Here is a 19,466-nt window from a genome sequence, read left to right as displayed (position 1 = left end):
CTGCCCTGGATGCCTTGCATTGGCGGTACGTTTCGCGATCCCTCGGATTGTGCGCTGGCTTGCCTGCGCGCTGCTGCTGGCCGGCGCCATGCTGGGCGGTCTGCATGCCGATTGGGATTTTTCTGCGATCAGTCGCAAGGCTACGGCGTTGTACGGCCCTCTGGGCGCCGGACAGCAACGGATTGATGCCTGGCAGAATCTGCTGGCCACGCAGAAGCAGGTCAGCGAAATGGAAAAGCTCAAAGTGGTGAACCTGTTTTTCAACAAACAGATGCGCTACGTCGAAGATATCGACCTGTGGGGTGAAGTCGATTATTGGGAAACCCCCATCGAAGCCTTGTGGAAAGGTGCCGGCGATTGCGAAGACTATGCGATCGCCAAGTATTTCAGCCTGCGCCATCTGGGGGTGGCCAGTGACAAGTTACGCATCACCTACGTCAAGGCCTTGCGCCAGAACCGCGCGCACATGGTCCTGACTTACTATTCCAGCCCTGACGCCATGCCACTGGTGCTCGACAGCCTGATCGACCCGATCAAGCCGGCGTCCGAGCGAACCGATTTGCTGCCGGTCTACTCTTTCAATGCCGAAGGTCTGTACCTGCCGGGAGCGAAGGGCAACAAGAAGGTCGGCGACACCAAACGTCTGTCACGCTGGCAGGATGTGTTGAAGAAAATGCAGGCCGAAGGATTCCCGGTCGAGACGACTAACTAGGAGCACGCGCTCAGATGTCCTTGTTCAAACAGCTGTTGATCGCTATCTGTCTGTTCCTGGTGGTCGCCTTCACCGGCAGCTTCATGGTCAGTCTGGAAAGCTCGCGCACCCAGTACGTCAATCAGTTGCGCTCCCACGCCCAGGACGCCGCCACGGCGCTGGCGCTGTCGCTGACGCCGAATATCGACGACCCGGCGATGGTCGAGCTGCTGGTCAGTTCGATCTTCGACAGCGGTTACTACTCGAGCATCCGCGTGGTCGATCTGAAGACCGATCAGACCATCGTCGAGCGCAACGGCATTCCGGCGGTCACCAACGTGCCGGACTGGTTCGTCAAACTGATCGGTCTGGAGCCGGCCGGTGGCGATGCGCTGGTCAGCCGTGGCTGGGAGCAGGCGGCGCGGGTCGAGGTGGTCAGCCACCCGATGTTCGCCCTGGCCAAACTCTGGCAGAGCGCCCTGGGCAGTCTTGGCTGGCTGCTGGTCTGCGGCGCGGTGAGTGCGGTGCTCGGCGCGCTGTTGCTGCGTCGGCAACTGAGGCCGCTGGATTACATGGTCAAGCAGTCCCACGCCATCGCCCGTCGCGAGTTCCTCAGCCTGCCGGACCTGCCGCGCACGCCTGAACTGCGTCGCGTAGTGCTGGCCATGAACCAGATGGTCGAGAAGCTCAAGGCGCTGTTCCAGGAGCAGGCCGAACGCAGTGAAAAACTGCGCACCGAGTCCTATCAGGACAACCTCACGGGGCTGGCCAACCGGCGCTATTTCGAGATGCAACTGAACGCCCGGGTGAGCAACCCGGAGCAGGCCAGCTCCGGTTATCTGCTGTTGTTGCGGGTCAAGGACCTGGCCGGGCTGAACCAGCGCCTCGGCGGTCAGCGCACCGATGAATTGCTCAAAGCAGTTGGCGAGCAACTGTCCCGCGAGTGCGCCAAATACCCGGAAACCCAGAATCTCGTCACACGTATTCGCGGCGGTGAATTCGCCGTGCTGGCGCCGGGGCTGACGCGGGAAGAAGCGCTGCAACTGGCGCAAAGCCTCGACAGTGCGCTGAGCAGCCTGCATGCGACAGGCGCCACCGACGTGGCGGCCGTGGCCTCCATCGGCCTCGCACCGTTCGCCCACGGCGATTCGCCGCAAGCGGTGCTCAGCCTCGGCGATCAGGCACTGGCCCAGGCCGAAGGTCAGGGCGAGCAGAACTGGGCCTGCCTCGATCAGAGCCTGGTGGCGGACGTCGGTGACGATCACCACGCCTGGCATCGCCTGCTCGATCAGGCCCTGAGCCAGCGGCGTTTCGAGCTGTTCTTCCAGCCGGTAGTGGCGGCGCAGGACACGCAACTGGTGCTGCATTACAAGGTGCTGTCACGCTTGCTCGACGAGCAGGGCCAGACCATTCCCGCCGGACGCTTCCTGCCGTGGCTGGAGCGCTTTGGCTGGACCGCGCGGCTGGACCGACTGATGCTCGAGCGGGTGCTGGAGCAAATGGCCGGCCATGAAAAATCCCTGGCGCTGAACCTGTCGTCGGCGACCCTGGCCGACCCACAGGCGCTGAACAAAGTCTTCGAGATTCTGCGCTCGCACTCCAATCTGGGGCCGCGTCTGACCCTGGAAATCGGCGAGGAGCAATTGCCGGAACAAGCGGTGCTGGAACAGTTGACTCGCCGCCTGCGCGAACTCGGTTTCTCCCTGAGCCTGCAACGCTTCGGCGGGCGCTTCAGCATGATCGGCAACCTGGCGCGATTGGGGCTGGCGTACTTGAAGATCGATGGCAGCTACATTCGGGCGATCGATCAGGAAAGTGACAAACGTCTGTTCATCGAGGCGATCCAGCGTGCGGCGCACAGCATCGATCTGCCGTTGATTGCCGAGCGGGTCGAGACGGAAGGGGAATTGTCGGTGATTCGCGAGATGGGCTTGTACGGGGTTCAGGGACAGCTCTTCGGTGAGCCAAAACCCTGGTGATGAATTGTCCGTTCCCACGCATAGCGTGGGCACGGACAGTACAAAAAGATCAGATCAACCCGGTCTCTTCATCATCGATCAACTGACTCAACCCGCCCAGCGCTTCCCGGGCCTGGGTACGGTCCATCAACTTGGCCTGGGCCGCCGGCGGCAGGTCGGTGACGCGGATCACGCCTTTGCTGGTCAGCACCTGAATCAGGTCGTCGAGTACCCGGATCATTTCCAGGTCGCTCTGCTTGAGCTGCTTGAGGCTGTTTTCCACCGCGGCGTTGGCAAACCAGGCCTGGATTTCATGGTGGTCGGCCGGCAGCGTTTCCGTGGCCTCGGCCCAGGCGGCAGCTTCCACGCGAACCAACTGACCCTGCGCATCGCGTTGCACGTAAAACATTGAGCATCCCTCAGAAATGAACCCGCGTCATGCTGTCAGCAGCATAGCCAACTGCGCGCGAGTATGCGGTGCGCCGACGAAATCGTCACCGGGGTGATGGGCGCAAACGTGACGGCCGCCCCATTGGGGCGGCCGTTTTGTTCACGCATCAGCTGTTGTTGTGGTCGACCTTGATGGTCGGATCGCTGCCGGCAATCAGGTTGTGAATGTTGGCAGTGGACCAGTTGTTGCCTTCCAGTTTGATCGTCACGTCCGGTGTGGCGGCTGCGGCATCACCCGAGTTGAACTTGCCGCCCGAGCTGACTTGCAGCGACGACACGCCGTCGACCGTGGTGATCTTAAGGAAGTTGTCGATGGTGCTGCCGGTCTCGCCCTGCAACAGATCACGCAGGTCGATGCGGTCGCCTTCGCTGGCCTTGAAGTCCTTGATCACTTCGTTGCCGGTGTCGCCTGCCTTCCAGACGAAGGTGTCGGCACCGGAACCACCGATCAGGATGTCGTTGCCCGGGCCACCGATCAGCGTGTCGTTGCCGGTACCGCCGAGCAGGATGTCATTGCCCTTGCCGCCGTCGAGCAGGTCGTTGCCACCCGAGCCGAACAGGATGTCATTGCCCGCGCCGCCCAGCAGCGTGTCGTTGCCGTCATGGGCACCGGACACATCGAACGCCTGATAGTGCTCGGTGATGTACTGGTGCACGTTGCTGGTGGTGACTTTGCTGACATCGACGCCGGTCTGCTGCGCGACGAACGCCTGCATCGCCTGGTAACCCTCGCCGGCAATGCCGTTGAAGCTCACCAGATCGCCGAACAGGATGTCGTTGCCGTCGCCGCCGCTGACGGTGTCGTTGCCCGGCATCGTCGCCTCGGTGTGGCCGATGATCGAGTTGGCCAGATCCTTGGGATCGATGTTGGTCTGCGGGTTGTGATCGCTGTCGTAAGGTTTCAGATCGTTGAGGCTGACGCCGCTGTTGATACCGATGGCCTCGACGTTCGACAGCCCGCTGAGCAGCGCGAAGCCGCTGTTGGCGTTGTCGGTGGTGGCCGACGTGGTGCTGTTGCCGCTACCCGCCAGGCTCGACAGCTCATAGGTGCCGTCGCCCTGGGCGTGGATGGTGCCGAGGCTGTTCCAGCTCCAGTTGCCGTTCTTCAGCGTTTGCAAGACCACGGCGCCGGCAGTGTTGATGCTCAGGTAGTGGGTGCTGTCGATGTAGGTGCTGAAGCTGTCGCCCAGTTTGTAGTTGCTGGTCTTCACCACGTCGTCGAGCTTCACGTTGCCGTACAGCGTCGGGTTGGTCTGCTCGCCGCTCTGGTAGTAGGTCGGCTGGCCGTCGGTGATGAAGTACGTGAGGTTCTTCGCCCCGGTGTTGGCCAGCGCTTCAGTGCTCTGGAAGAAGTTGGCCGTGGCTTTGAACACGTCTTCATAGTTGGTGCCGCCGCCGGAGGTCATCGAGTCCAGCACGGCTTTGAGCAAGGTCAGCGCATTCGGGTCGTTGAGGTTCACCGACACCGACTTGTTGACCTGGGTATCGAAGTCCACCAGGAAGATGTTCACCGTGCCCGAGTTGTTGCCCATGCTCTGCTTGAGGGTGTTGAACACCGACGTCAGCGAGTCCTTGGCGGCGTTGATCGACGAGGCGCTCATGCTGCCGGAGCTGTCGACCATGAACGCGATGTTGTAGTTGGTGCCCGGCACCACGGTCAGGCCGCCGATGTCGGCGACCATGATGTCGTTGCCGTCGGTACCGGTGAAGGTGTCGTCACCCGAGGTGGCGACCACTGCGTTGTAGACCGCCGGCACCACGGTGACCGGAATGGTCGCGGTGGTGCTGGCCGAGCCGCCTACGGCCTCGGTGGAGGTCGAGGTCACGGTCAGGTTGAACTGGCCGTTGTAGTAGGTCGGCGGGGTCACGGTCAGGGTGCCGAGGTTCCAGCCGGTGACGTTGGCGTCGCCGCTGGTGGCGGTCACGGTGAAACTGTGGCCTGCGCCGTCGCTGAGGACCGAACCGACCGGTGCACCGCTGATCTTGATGCTCAGGGTTTCCGAGCCGTCGGTGTCGGTCAGCGCGGTGCTGATCGACGACAGTTTCACGGTGGTGCCTTCGGCGCCGGTGTTGAGTTTGTAGCCGTCGTAATAGCCTTCGCCGTTGCTGCCGTGCAGGTCGGACACTGTCACGCCTGCGTTCACCAGATCCGTCACGCCGGTGTAGATCGGCACGCTGGCACTGCTCAGATCGATCGGCGTGCTGCCGTTGACCGACAGGTTGACGTCGTAGCTGCCCGGACCGCTCTGGTTGTGGTGGTAGATGTCCAGGGTGTAGTAGCCGCTGGTGGTCGGGGTGAACGAACCGTTGAGGTTGCCGCCCGCGCCCCACGTCGTGGACGCCACGCTCTTGCCGCCGATGGTCACCAGCAGGCTGTCATCGCCAGTACCGGTGAAGGTGTAGGTCTTGCCGGCTTCCAGATAGATCAGGCCCGAAGTCTTCGATGCGGTGCCGGCGGTCACGCTGCCGTCGGATTGCACGTTGGTCACGGTGCCGCTGGAGTTCGGTGTGCCGGCGCCGTCGATCACGTTTTTCAGCGTGGTCGAATTCGCGCCGCTGCCGTCGGTGCCCAGGCCCGACAGGCCGGTCCAGACTTCCTTGATCAACCCGGTGGACTTCACGCTGTTATCGGCAACCGACAGGGTCGGTGCATCCGCCACTGGCGTGATGTCGATCTTGATGGTGCCGGTGTTGCCCAGCAATTGGCCGTCGGTTGGCTGGAACTTGATCTGTGCGTAGTCAGCCTGGTTGTTGCCCAGACCGGTGCCGCCGTAACCGTTCACGCCCGACTCGTTGGCATCCGGCATGAAGCGCAGCTTGCCGGCGTCGATGTCGGCCTTGCTGAAGGTCTGGTTGGTGGCGACGTCTTTCCAGGTCGAACCGTCCAGATACTGCAGTTTGCCTTCGCCCGGCAGCTGGGTGATTTTCACGCCCAGGCTCGAGGCCGGGCTGTCCACGTCGCTGACGCCGAAGGTCGACCAGCCGAGAATCAGCGGGGTGTCTTCGGTACCGGTGACATTGACCGGAGCGGCGACCGGCGCGTCGTTGACCGCCACCACATTGACCGTGGTGGTGGCGACGTTGGAGTAGTTGCCGCCATCGGTCACGGTCACGGTGATGATCCGTGGCACGGTGCTCGGGTCTTCACTGCTGTTGGTGAAGCTGATGTTCTTGATCTGCTGCATGTAGTCGGCCAGCGTCGCATTGCCCGACAGGGTCAGCGTGATCGTGCCGTTGGTGCTGTTGGCATTGATGGTGATGCCGTTGACGCTGTTGCCCAGATTCAGCGCATCGCCGTCCTGACGGTTGGTCAGCACGATGGTGGCGCCGGTCAGCATGGTGCTGTCCGGGTCGGTGATCTTGATATCGGTGTCGGCAATCGACACACCCGCGCCCGGGGTGTTCTCGGTGAAGGTCACCTTGTAGTCGGCCCCGGTGGCGCCGCTGGAGTTGTTGGCGTCGAGGTCGATGACCGGTGGCGCATCGTTGTCGATGATCGAGGTGCTGACGCTGCCGTTGGTGCTGCTGACGGCGAGGTTCTCGAAGTTGCCGCCGGTGGCCGAGTCGATCTTGACCACGAAGTTCTCGGTGCCTTCGGTGATCTTGTCGTCGATGGTCGCAACGTTGAAGGTCGCTGTGCTTGCACCGGCCGGGATCTTCACGGTGTACACACCGGTGAAGTCCGAACCGTCGGCGGCGGTGCCGCTGTAGACGATTTTCAGGGTCACTTCGGTTTGCGCCGGGTGGGTCAGGCTGACGGTGTAGCTGGCGGTCTGGCCTTCGGTCACCGAGGTGCTGCCGGTAATGCTGACGGTCGTGGTGTCGATGGTGTCGGTGACGCTGGTCACCGCTGGTGTATTGCTGGTCACCAGATTCTCGAAGTTGCCACCGGTGGCGTTGGTGATCGAGGCCTGCACGTTGCCAGCGTCCTTGTAGACGTCATCGGCTGGCGCAGGAACGGTCACGGTGCCGGTGGTCTTGCCGGCGTCGATGGTGATCACGGCGCCGTTCGACAGGGTCACGGTCACTGGCGAGCCAGCGGCGTTGGTCAGTGTTGCGGTGTAAGTGATCGAGCCACCCTCGGCCACGGTGCCGGTCGCGGTGAGCGACAGGTTGGTGGTGTCGATGGTGTCGGTGACCGTAGTCGAAACCGGCGTCTTGTCGGCCACGAGGTTTTCGTAGTTGCCGCCAGAAACGTTGGTGATCGAGTTGGTCAGCGGTGCATGGCCGGTCAGCGCGTCGTTCGGCGCGGTGGTGGTCACGGTGCCGGTGGTCTTGCCGATGTCGATCGTGATCGACTGGCCGTTGGACAGGGTCACGGTCACTGGCGAACCGGTTACAGGCGCACCCACGGTCGCGGTGTAGACAACGTTGCCACCTTCGGCCGCCGTTGTGGTCGCAGTCAGCTTCACAGTGGTGGTGTCGATGGTGTCGGTGACGCTGGTCACCGCTGGCGTGGTGCTGGTGACCAGGTTCTCGAAGTTGCCACCGCTGGCGTTGGTGATCGTGGCCTGCACGTTGCCGGCATCTTTGTAGACGTCATCGGCTGGCGCAGGAACGGTCACGGTGCCGGTGGTCTTGCCGGCGTCGATGGTGATCACGGCGCCGTTCGACAGGGTCACGGTCACTGGCGAGCCAGCGGCGTTGGTCAGCGTTGCGGTGTAAGTAATCGAGCCACCCTCGGCCACGGTGCCGGTCGCGGTGAGCGACAGGTTGGTGGTGTCGATGGTGTCGGTGACCGTAGTCGAAACCGGGGTTTTATCGGCCACGAGGTTTTCGTAGTTGCCGCCAGAAACGTTGGTGATCGCGTTGGTCAGCGGTGCATGACCGGTCAACGCATCGTTAGGCGCGGTGGTGGTCACGGTGCCAGTGGTTTTACCGATGTCGATCGTGATGGTCTGGCCATTGGACAGGGTCACAGTCACTGGCGAGCCGGTCACCGGTGCGCCGACAGTCGCGGTGTAGACAACGCTGCCACCCTCGGCCGCCGTTGTGGTCGCGGTCAGCTTCACAGTGGTGGTGTCGATGGTGTCGGTGACGCTGGTCACCGCTGGTGTGTTGCTGGTCACCAGGTTTTCGAAGTTGCCGCCCGTGGCGTTGGTGATCGTGGCCTGGACAGTGCCGGCGTCCTTGTAGACGTCATCGGCTGGCGCAGGAACGGTCACGGTGCCGGTGGTTTTACCCGCCTCGATGGTGATCACGGCGCCATTGCTCAACGTTACGGTCACCGGAGTGCCGGCAGCGTTGGTCAGTGTGGCGGTGTAGATGATCGAACCACCTTCGGCAACCGAATTGGTAGCACTCAGGGACAGGTTGGTGGTGTCGACAGTGTCGGTCACGGTGGTGCTGACCGGTGTCTTGTCGGCCACCAGATTTTCGTAGTTGCCACCGGTTACGCCGGTGATCGCATTGGTCAGCGGTGCATGACCATTCAACACGTCGTTAGGCGCAGTGGTGGTGACAGTGCCGGTGGTCTTGCCGACTTCGATGGTGATCGACTGACCGTTCGACAGGGTCACAGTCACTGGCGAGCCAGTCACCGGGGCGCCCACGGTCGCGGTGTAGGTGACAGTGCCACCTTCGGCTGCCGTCGTGGTCGCGGTCAGCTTCACGGTCGTGGTGTCGATGGTGTCGGTGACGCTGGTGACGGCTGGTGTGTTGCTGGTCACCAGGTTTTCGAAGCTGCCACCGCTGGCGTTGGTGATCGTGGCCTGCACGTTGCCGGCGTCTTTGTAGACGTCATCGGCTGGCGCAGGAACGGTCACGGTGCCAGTGGTTTTGCCGGCTTCGATAGTGATCACCGCGCCGTTGCTCAGGGTCACGGTCACTGGCGAGCCAGCGGCGTTGGTCAGGGTCGCGGTGTAGGTGATCGAGCCGCCTTCGGCCACGGTGCCGGTCGCGCTGAGCGACAGGTTGGTGGTGTCGATGGTGTCGGTGACGGTGGTCGAAACCGGGGTTTTATCGGCGACCAGGTTCTCGTAGTTGCCACCGGTCACGTTGGTGATCGCGTTGGTCAGCGGCGCGTGGCCGGTCAACACATCGTTCGGTGCGGTGGTGGTCACGGTGCCGGTGGTCTTGCCGACTTCGATGGTGATGCTCTGGCCATTCGACAGGGTCACCGTGACGGGTGAACCGGTCACAGGGGCGCCGACAGTCGCGGTGTAAGTGACCGTGCCGCCTTCAGCCACGCTGGTGGTGGCGGTCAGTTTCACGTTCGTGGTGTCGATGGTGTCAGTGACGCTGGTCACCGCTGGCGTGGTGCTGGTCACCAGGTTTTCGAAGTTGCCGCCGGTGGCGTTGCTGATCGTGGCCTGGACAGTGCCGGCATCTTTGTAGACGTCGTCGGCCGGTGCAGGAACGGTCACGGTGCCGGTGGTTTTGCCGGCTTCGATGGTGATCACGGCGCCGTTGCTCAAGGTCACGGTCACCGGAGTGCCCGCAGCGTTGGTCAATGTGGCGGTGTAGATAATCGAACCGCCCTCGGCGACCGAATTGGTGGCGCTGAGGGTCAGGTTGGTGGTGTCGACGGTGTCGGTGACCGTGGTCGAAACCGGGGTCTTGTCGGCTACGAGGTTTTCGTAGTTGCCGCCGGTTACGCCGGTGATCGCGTTGGTCAACGGCGCGTGACCGGTCAACGCATCGTTTGGTGCGGTGGTGGTGACGGTGCCGGTGGTCTTGCCGACTTCGATGGTGATCGACTGACCATTGGACAGGGTCACAGTGACTGGCGAACCGGTCACAGGTGCGCCAACAGTCGCGGTGTAAGTAACGGTTCCGCCTTCAGCCGCCGACTCGGTCGCGGTGAGTTTCACCGTGGTGGTGTCGATGGTGTCGGTGACCTGGGTCACGGCCGGTACGGTGCTTGGCACCAGGTTCTCGAAGTTGCCGCCCGTGGCGTTGGTGATCGTGGCCTGGACAGTGCCGGCGTCTTTGTAGACGTCATCTGCCGGAGCCGCAACGGTTACGGTGCCGGTGGTCTTGCCGGCTTCGATGGTAATCACGGCGCCGTTCGACAAGGTCACGGTGACTGGCGAGCCAGCAGCGTTGGTCAGGGTCGCGGTGTAGATGATCGAACCACCCTCGGCGACCGAATTGGTGGCGCTGAGGGTCAGGTTGGTGGTGTCGACGGTGTCGGTGACCGTGGTCGAAACCGGGGTCTTGTCGGCTACGAGGTTTTCGTAGTTGCCGCCCGTCACGCCGGTGATCGCGTTGGTCAACGGCGCGTGACCGGTCAACGCATCGTTCGGTGCGGTGGTGGTGACGGTGCCGGTGGTCTTGCCGACTTCGATGGTGATCGACTGACCGTTCGACAGAGTTACGGTCACTGGCGAACCGGTCACCGGGGCACCCACGGTTGCGGTGTAAGTGACGGTGCCGCCTTCAGCCGCCGACTCGGTCGCGGTGAGTTTCACCGTGGTGGTGTCGATGGTATCGGTGACCTGAGTCACAGCCGGAACGGTGCTTGGCACCAGGTTCTCGAAGTTGCCGCCCGTGGCCGTCGAAATGGTCGCTTCGACTTTGCCGGCGTCCTTGTAGACGTCATCGGCCGGAGCCGCAACGGTTACGGTGCCGGTGGTCTTGCCGGCTTCGATGGTGATCACGGCGCCATTCGACAGGGTAACGGTCACCGGAGTGCCGGCCGGGTTGGTCAGCGTGGCGGTGTAGACGATCGAGCCGCCTTCGGCCACGGAGCCAGTGGCGCTCAGGGTCAGATTGGTGGTGTCGACGGTATCAGTGACGGTGGTCGAAACCGGTGTCTTGTCGGCCACCAGATTCTCGTAGTTGCCACCCGTCACGCCGGTGATCGCGTTGCTCAGCGGCGCGTGGCCATTGAGCGCATCGTTCGGCGCAGTGGTGGTCACGGTACCGGTGGTTTTACCCACTTCAATCGTGATGCTCTGACCGTTGGCCAAAGTGACAACCACAGGCGAGCCGGTGACTGGCGCGCCAACCGTCGCGGTGTAAGTGACGGTGCCGCCTTCAGCGGCCGTTTCGGAAGCAGTCAGCTTCACCGTCGTCGTATCGATGGTGTCGGTGACTTCCGTTACGGCTGGAACGGTGCTCGGAACGAGGTTCTCGAAGTTGCCACCGGTTGCATCCTTGATGGTGACTTCGACCTTGCCGGCGTCTTTGTAGACGTCGTCGGCTGGAGCGGCAACGGTCACGGTGCCCGTGGTCTTGCCGGCTTCGATGGTGATGACGGCGCCGTTCGACAGGGTCACGGTCAGCGGCGTGCCGGCCGGGTTGGTCAAGGTGGCGGTGTAAACGATCGAGCCACCCTCGGCCACGGTGCCGGTCGCGGTCAGCGACAGGTTGGTGGTGTCGACGGTGTCAGTCACGGTGGTGTTGACCGGGGTTTTGTCAGCTACGAGGTTTTCGTAGTTGCCGCCCGTCACGTCGGTGATCGCGTTGGTCAGCGGCGCGTGGCCGGTCAGCGCATCGTTCGGTGCGGTGGTGGTGACGGTGCCGGTGGTTTTGCCTACTTCGATGGTGATCGACTGACCGTTGGCCAGGGTCACGGTCACTGGCGAGCCAGTCACAGGCGCGCCAACAGTCGCGGTGTAAGTGACAGTGCCACCTTCAGCCGCCGACTCGGTCGCGGTGAGTTTCACCGTGGTGGTGTCGATGGTGTCGGTGACCTGGGTTACGGCCGGAACGGTGCTTGGCACCAGGTTCTCGAAGTTACCGCCCGTGGCCGTCGAAATGGTTGCTTCGACTTTACCCGCATCTTTGTAGACGTCATCGGCTGGCGCAGGAACGGTCACGGTGCCAGTGGTCTTACCGGCTTCGATGGTGATCACCGCGCCGTTCGACAGGGTCACGGTCACCGGCGTACCAGCCGGGTTGGTCAAGGTCGCGGTGTAGACGATCGAACCACCCTCGGCCACGGAGCCAGTGGCGCTCAGGGTCAGGTTGGTAGTGTCGACGGTGTCAGTCACGGTGGTGCTGACTGGCGTCTTGTCGGCCACGAGGTTCTCGTAATTGCCGCCCGTCACGCCAGTGATCGCGTTGGTCAGCGGCGCGTGGCCGTTGAGTGCATCGTTCGGCGCGGTGGTGGTGACGGTGCCGGTGGTCTTGCCGACTTCGATGGTGATCGACTGACCGTTGGCCAGGTTCACAGTAACCGGCGAGCCAGTCACAGGCGCACCCACAGTCGCGGTGTAAGTGACAGTGCCGCCTTCAGCCGCCGACTCGGTCGCGGTGAGTTTCACCGTGGTGGTGTCGATGGTGTCGGTGACGTTGGTCACGGCTGGAACGGTGCTTGGCACCAGGTTCTCGAAACCGCCACCGGTGGCGGTCGAAATGGTTGCCTCGACTTTGCCGGCATCCTTGTACACATCGTCTGCAGGAGCCGGAACGGTCACGGTGCCAGTGGTCTTGCCGGCTTCGATGGTGATCACCGCGCCGTTCGACAGGGTCACGGTCACCGGCGTACCAGCCGGGTTGGTCAGGGTGGCGGTGTAGACAATCGAGCCACCCTCGGCGACCGAATCGGTGGCCGTCAGGTTCAGGTTGGTCGTGTCGACGGTGTCCGACACCGAGGTGTTTGCCGGTTTGCTGTCGACCGCCAGGTTTTCGTAGTTGCCGCCGGTGGCCTTGTCGATGGTCACGCTCAGCGAGCTGCCGCCAGCCAGCGGGCTGTTCGGCGCGACGAAGTTCACGGTGCCGGTGGTCTCGCCGACGGCGATGGTGATGGTCTGGCCGTTGGACAGGGTCACGACGACCGGCGAGCCGGTCACGGGCGCCGTCACGGTCGCGGTGTAGACCACGGTTTCGCCTTCGGCGACGTTGGCGGTAGCGGTCAGCGACACGGTGGACGTGTCGATGGTGTCATTGACGGTGGTGACCGCCGGGGTGGTGCTGGTGACCAGGTTTTCGAAGTCGCCACCGGTCGCGCCCTTGATGGTCGTTTCGACGGTGCCGGCGTCCTTGTAGACGTCGTCCTTCGGTGCATCGACGGTCACGGTGCCGGTGGTTTTGCCGGCCTCGATGGTGATCACGGCGCCGTTGCTCAACGTCACGGTCACCGGGGTGCCGGCGGCGTTGGTCAGGGTCGCGGTGTAGGTGATCTGGCCACCTTCGTTGACTGCCGGCGTCGCGCTCAGGGTCAGGTTGGTGGTGTCGACGGTGTCGGTCACGGTGGTGCTGACCGGTGTCTTGTCGGCTACGAGGTTCTCGTAGTTGCCGCCGCTCACGCCAGTGATCGAGTTGGTCAGCGGTTCGTGACCGTTGAGTGCGTCGTTCGGTGCGGTGGTGGTCACGGTACCGGTGGTTTTGCCGACTTCGATGGTGATCGACTGACCGTTGGCCAGGGTCACGGTGACCGGCGAGCCAGTCACAGGTGCGCCAACAGTCGCGGTGTAAGTGACGGTGCCGCCTTCAGCCGCCGACTCGGTCGCGGTCAGTTTGACGGTCGAGGTGTCGATGGTATCGGTCACTTCGGTGACGGCCGGAACGGTGCTTGGCACCAGGTTCTCGAAGTTGCCGCCGGTGGCGGTCGAAATGGTTGCTTCGACTTTGCCTGCATCTTTGTAGACGTCATCGGCCGGTGCCGGAACGCTGACGGTGCCGGTAGTTTTGCCGGCCTCGATGGTGATCACGGCACCGTTCGACAGGGTCACGGTCACCGGGGTGCCGGCCGGATTGGTCAGGGTCGCGGTGTAAATGATCGAACCACCCTCGGCCACCGAGCCAGTGGCGCTCAGGGTCAGGTTGGTGGTGTCGACGGTGTCGGTCACGGTGGTGCTGACCGGGGTTTTGTCAGCCACGAGGTTTTCGTAGTTGCCACCGGAAACGTCGGTGATCGCGTTTGTCAGCGGTGCATGGCCGTTCAGCGCGTCGTTAGGTGCTGTGGTGGTGACGGTGCCGGTGGTTTTGCCGACTTCGATGGTGATCGACTGTCCGTTGGACAGGGTCACAGTCACAGGCGAACCGGTGACAGGCGCGCCGACGGTGGCGGTGTAAGTGACGGTGCCGCCTTCAGCTGCCGATTCAGTCGCGGTCAGTTTGACCGTGGTGGTGTCGATGGTGTCGGTCACTTCGGTGACGGCCGGAACGGTGCTTGGCACCAGGTTCTCGAAGTTGCCGCCGGTGGCGGTCGAAATGGTTGCTTCGACTTTGCCTGCATCTTTGTAGACGTCATCGGCCGGTGCCGGAACGCTTACGGTACCCGTGGTTTTGCCCGCTTCGATGGTGATGACGGCGCCGTTGCTCAACGTCACGGTCACCGGCGTACCGGCCGGGTTGGTCAGGGTGGCGGTGTAGACGATCGAACCGCCTTCAGCCACAGATCCGGTAGCGCTCAGCGTCAGGTTGGTAGTGTCGACGGTGTCGGTGACAGTAGTCGAAACAGGGGTTTTGTCAGCAACCAGATTCTCGTAATTGCCGCCGCTGACGCCAGTGATCGAGTTGCTCAGTGGCTCGTGACCGTTCAACGCATCGTTCGGCGCGGTGGTGGTGACGGTGCCAGTGGTCTTGCCCACTTCGATGGTGATCGACTGACCGTTGGCCAAGGTCACGGTGACCGGCGAACCAGTCACGGGTGCACCCACGGTCGCGGTGTAGGTGACGGTGCCACCTTCAGCAGCGGATTCGGTCGCGGTCAGTTTGACCGTGGTGGTGTCGATGGTGTCAGTGACTTCAGTGACGGCCGGAACGGTGCTTGGCACCAGGTTCTCGAAGTTGCCGCCGGAAGCGTCCTTGATGGTGACTTCGACTTTGCCGGCGTCTTTGTAGACGTCATCGGCAGGGGCCGGAACGGTCACGGTGCCGGTGGTTTTACCCGCTTCGATGGTGATGACGGAGCCGTTGCTCAACGTCACGGTCACCGGCGTGCCGGCCGGGTTGGTCAGGGTCGCGGTGTAAACAATCGAGCCGCCCTCGGCTACTGAACCAGTGGCGCTCAGGGTCAGATTGGTGGTGTCGACGGTATCGGTAACAGTGGTCGAAACCGGGGTCTTGTCAGCTACGAGGTTCTCGTAGTTACCGCCGGTCACGCCAGTAATCGAGTTGCTCAGCGGTTCATGACCGTTCAACGCATCGTTCGGCGCGGTGGTGGTGACGGTACCGGTGGTTTTGCCGACTTCGATGGTGATGGTCTGGCCGTTGGCGAGGGTCACGGTCACAGGCGAACCGGTGACGGGGGCGCCAACGGTTGCGGTGTAGGTGACGGTGCCACCTTCGGCTACAGATGTATCGGCGCTCAACTTCACGGTCGAGGTGTCGATGGTATCGGTCACTTCGGTGACGGCCGGAACAGTGCTTGGCACCAGGTTTTCGAAGTTGCCGCCGGAAGCGTCCTTGATGGTCACTTCGACTTTGCCGGCGTCCTTGTAGACGTCATCGGCCGGAGCCGGAACGGTCACGGTGCCCGTGGTCTTGCCAGCTTCGATGGTGATGACGGAGCCATTGCTCAACGTCACGGTCACCGGAGTGCCGGCCGGATTGGTCAGGGTCGCGGTGTAGACGATCGAACCGCCCTCGGCCACGGAGCCAGTCGCGGTCAGCGAGAGATTGGTGGTGTCGACGGTATCGGTGACGGTGGTGCTGACCGGCGTCTTGTCGGCCACGAGGTTTTCGTAGTTGCCGCCGCTCACGCCAGTGATCGAGTTGCTCAGTGGCTCATGACCGTTCAACGCATCGTTCGGCGCGGTGGTGGTCACGGTGCCGGTGGTCTTGCCGACTTCGATGGTGATCGACTGACCATTGGCCAGGGTCACGGTGACTGGTGAACCGGTCACTGGCGCGCCCACTGTGGCGGTGTAGGTGACGGTGCCGCCTTCAGCAGCGGATTCGGTTGCGGTCAGCTTCACCGTGGTGGTGTCGATGGTATCGGTGACGTCGGTGACGGCTGGAACGGTGCTCGGCACCAGGTTCTCGAAGTTGCCGCCGGACGCGTCCTTGATGGTCACTTCGACTTTGCCGGCGTCCTTGTAGACGTCATCGGCCGGAGCCGGAACGGTTACGGTACCCGTGGTCTTGCCCGCTTCGATGGTGATGACGGAGCCGTTGCTCAACGTCACGGTTACCGGGGTGCCCGCCGGATTGGTCAGGGTCGCGGTGTAAACAATCGAACCGCCCTCGGCCACGGAGCCAGTCGCGGTCAGCGTCAGGTTGGTGGTGTCGACAGTATCGGTCACGGTGGTGCTGACCGGAGTCTTGTCGGCCACGAGGTTTTCGTAGTTGCCGCCAGTCACGCCAGTGATCGAGTTGCTCAGTGGCTCATGACCGTTCAATGCATCGTTCGGTGCCGTGGTGGTCACGGTACCGGTGGTCTTGCCGACTTCGATGGTGATGGTCTGGCCATTGGCCAAAGTGACAGTCACTGGCGAGCCGGTCACAGGCGCACCAACGGTCGCGGTGTAGGTGACAGTGCCACCTTCAGCAGCGGTTTCGGAAGCGGTCAGCTTCACGGTCGTCGTGTCGATGGTGTCGGTGACTTCGGTGACGGCCGGAACGGTGCTTGGCACCAGGTTCTCGAAGTTGCCGCCGGAAGCGTCCTTGATGGTCACTTCGACTTTGCCGGCGTCCTTGTAGACGTCATCAGCCGGTGCCGGAACCGTCACGGTGCCCGTGGTCTTGCCCGCTTCAATGGTGATCACCGAGCCATTGCTCAGGGTCACGGTCACCGGCGTACCGGCCGGGTTGGTCAATGTAGCGGTGTAAACGATCGAACCACCCTCGGCCACGGAGCCAGTGGCGCTCAAGGTCAGGTTGGTGGTGTCGACGGTATCGGTCACGGTGGTGCTGACCGGCGTTTTGTCAGCCACGAGGTTTTCGTAGTTGCCACCGGAAACGCCGGTGATCGAGTTGCTCAGCGGCGCCTGGCCGGTCAGCACATCGTTTGGCGCCGTGGTGGTCACGGTGCCGGTGGTCTTGCCGACTTCGATGGTGATGGTCTGGCCGTTGGCCAAAGTGACAGTCACTGGCGAGCCGGTGACCGGTGCACTCACCGTGGCGGTGTAGGTGACAGTGCCGCCTTCCGCGACCGACGTATCAGCCGTCAGTTTGACGGTCGAAGTGTCGATGGTATCGGTGACTTCGGTGACGGCCGGAACGGTGCTTGGCACCAGATTCTCGAAGTTGCCGCCGGAAGCGTCCTTGATGGTGACTTCGACCTTGCCGGCATCTTTGTAGACGTCATCGGCTGGCGCAGGAACCGTTACGGTGCCAGTTGTTTTACCGGCCTCGATGGTGATGACGGAGCCGTTGCTCAACGTCACGGTCACCGGCGTGCCTGCGGGGTTGGTCAGGGTTGCGGTGTAGACGATCGAACCGCCCTCAGCCACAGAGCCGGTAGCGCTCAGGGTCAGGTTGGTGGTGTCGACGGTATCGGTCACGGTGGTGCTGACCGGGGTCTTGTCGGCCACGAGGTTCTCGTAGTTGCCGCCCGTTACGCCAGTGATCGAGTTGCTCAGTGGCTCATGACCGTTCAACGCATCGTTCGGCGCGGTGGTGGTCACGGTACCGGTGGTTTTGCCGACTTCGATGGTGATGGTCTGGCCGTTGGCCAAAGTGACGGTGACCGGCGAACCGGTCACTGGCGCGCCCACCGTAGCGGTATAAGTGACAGTACCGCCTTCAGCCGCCGACTCGGTCGCGGTCAGTTTTACCGTAGTGGTATCGATGGTGTCGGTGACTTCGGTGACGGCCGGAACGGTGCTCGGCACCAGGTTCTCGAAATTGCCGCCAGTGGTACCGGTAATGCTGACTTCAACTTTGCCCGCATCCTTGTAAACGTCATCGGCTGGCGCCGGAACGGTCACAGTGCCAGTGGTTTTGCCCGCTTCAATGGTGATGACGGAGCCGTTGCTCAACGTCACGGTCACCGGGGTGCCGGCCGGATTGGTCAGGGTCGCGGTGTAGACGATCGAACCGCCTTCAGCCACGGAACCGGTGGCGCTCAGCGACAGGTTGGTGGTGTCGATAGAGTCGGTGACCGTGGTGGTCGCCGGTGTCGTGTTCGGTACCAGGTTTTCGAAGTTGCCGCCGGTAGCGCCGGTAATCGTGGTGCTGACGGTGCCGCCGTTGTTGTAGACGTCATTCGGTGCGGTCGGCACGTTGACGCTGCCGCTGGTCTTGCCGGCTTCGATGGTGATGGTCGAGCCGTTCGACAGGGTGACGGTCACCGGCGTCTGTGCCGGGTTGGTCACGGTCGCGGTGTAGGTGATCTGGCCGCCTTCGACCACGGTGCCGGTAGCTGTCAGGGTCAAACCGGTGGTGTCGATCGAGTCCACAATCGTGGTGACGGCCGGCGTCGGGTTCGGCACCAGGTTTTCGAAGTTACCGCCGGTTGCGCCCGTAATCGTGGTAGTGACGGTGCTGCCGTTGTTATAGACGTCATTCGGCGCGGTCGGCACGTTGACGGTACCGGTGGTCTGGCCGGCGCCGATGGTGATGGTCGAGCCGTTGGACAGGGTGACGGTGACCGGTGTCTGCGCCGGGTTGGTCAGGGTCGCGGTGTAGGTGATCTGGCCACCTTCGGTGACGCTGTTGCCCGCCGTCAGGGTGACGGTGGTGGTGTCGATGGTGTCGGTGACCTGGGTCACGGCCGGGGTGGTCGGCACGGTGACGGTAATGCCGTTGCCACCGGTGGTGCCGGTGACGGTCACGTTGATCTGGGTCGGGTCGTTGTAGACCGTGTCGTTCGGTGCCAGTGGCACGTTGACGGTGCCCGTGGTGGAGCCTGCCGGAATCACGATCACCGAGCCGTTGGACAAGGTGATGGTCAGGTCGGTCAGCGGCGCCTGGGTCAGGGTCGCCGTGTACACCAGCACGCCGCCGGCTTCAGTGATGGTCGGCGTGGCGCTGAGGCTCAGGGTCGAGTCGCGCAGGGCGTTGGTGGTGGTATCGGTGGTCTGGCCACCGGTGATGTTCTGGGCGGCCTGGCCGGCGGAATTGATGCCCGCGGTCGGGAAGCCGATGGTCGGGTCGACACGGCCTGCGGTCGCGTCGAGCATCACGAAACTGTGGCCGCCACCGGCAGCACCGCCCGTGCCTGCGGCGCTCGGGCCGGCAGCGGTAGCTTCAAGGGCGGTGGTCGGGTCAGCGCCGGCGGCGATGGCTTGTTGCAGTTCTGCAACGGACGGCGCGGCTTGCGCAGTGGCCTCGGCCAGATCGGTGCTGGAGTCCGGAGTGCTGGCGCTCCACTGCGTGTCGCGGCCCAGGTCCAGGGTGCGGCCATCGGCCAGTTCCAGGGACACCGCGCCGGAAACGCCGGTATCGACCTGATCACCGACGAACAAGCGGTCGCCTTCAACGAGTACGCGACGGACGCCCTCTGGGGACACCACGAAAACCTGACCGACAATGCTTTTGACGATGGCAACAACACTGCTCATTGAAGACTCTCCGGGTGTCACGTTCAG

The 19,466-nt window shown here is 63.0% G+C and carries 4 protein-coding genes; 2 read left to right on the top strand and 2 right to left on the bottom strand.

Going from position 1 to position 19,466, the window contains the following annotated elements; all coding sequences use genetic code 11:
• Nucleotides 1–19: 19 nt before the first annotated feature.
• Together lapG and lapD are read left to right on the top strand one after the other, a co-directional pair.
• Nucleotides 20–712, top strand: a complete 693-nt coding sequence (lapG, locus tag AC1RMX_RS09490) for a cysteine protease LapG (protein WP_096823042.1) — start codon at nucleotides 20–22, stop codon at nucleotides 710–712.
• 14 nt (nucleotides 713–726) lie between these two features.
• Nucleotides 727–2,670, top strand: coding sequence for a cyclic di-GMP receptor LapD (lapD, locus tag AC1RMX_RS09485; RefSeq protein ID WP_096823041.1), 1,944 nt, complete (start codon nucleotides 727–729; stop codon nucleotides 2,668–2,670).
• 49 nt (nucleotides 2,671–2,719) lie between these two features.
• Here lapD and AC1RMX_RS09480 read toward each other — a convergent pair whose 3' ends face one another.
• Both AC1RMX_RS09480 and AC1RMX_RS09475 read right to left on the bottom strand, forming a co-directional pair.
• The gene (locus AC1RMX_RS09480; RefSeq protein ID WP_096823040.1) at nucleotides 2,720–3,058 is read right to left on the bottom strand and encodes a tryptophan synthase subunit beta; all 339 of its coding nucleotides are present in this window, start codon (nucleotides 3,056–3,058) and stop codon (nucleotides 2,720–2,722) included.
• 148 nt (nucleotides 3,059–3,206) lie between these two features.
• The gene (locus AC1RMX_RS09475) at nucleotides 3,207–19,439 is read right to left on the bottom strand and encodes a LapA family giant adhesin (protein WP_493071601.1); all 16,233 of its coding nucleotides are present in this window, start codon (nucleotides 19,437–19,439) and stop codon (nucleotides 3,207–3,209) included.
• Between the last annotated feature and the right edge of the window lie 27 nt (nucleotides 19,440–19,466).

Source organism: Pseudomonas sp. GW822-FHT03F04 (assembly GCF_058801405.1).
The sequence above is the reverse complement of the archived record's forward strand: the minus strand, read 5'-3'. Positions and strand labels throughout refer to the sequence as shown.

Coding starts and splice junctions, on each gene's coding strand:
- AC1RMX_RS09475 (WP_493071601.1), bottom strand. CDS start 19,439: ATGAGCAGTGTTGTTGCCATCGTCAAAAGCATTGTCGGTCAGGTTTTC.
- lapD (WP_096823041.1), top strand. CDS start 727: ATGTCCTTGTTCAAACAGCTGTTGATCGCTATCTGTCTGTTCCTGGTG.
- AC1RMX_RS09480 (WP_096823040.1), bottom strand. CDS start 3,058: ATGTTTTACGTGCAACGCGATGCGCAGGGTCAGTTGGTTCGCGTGGAA.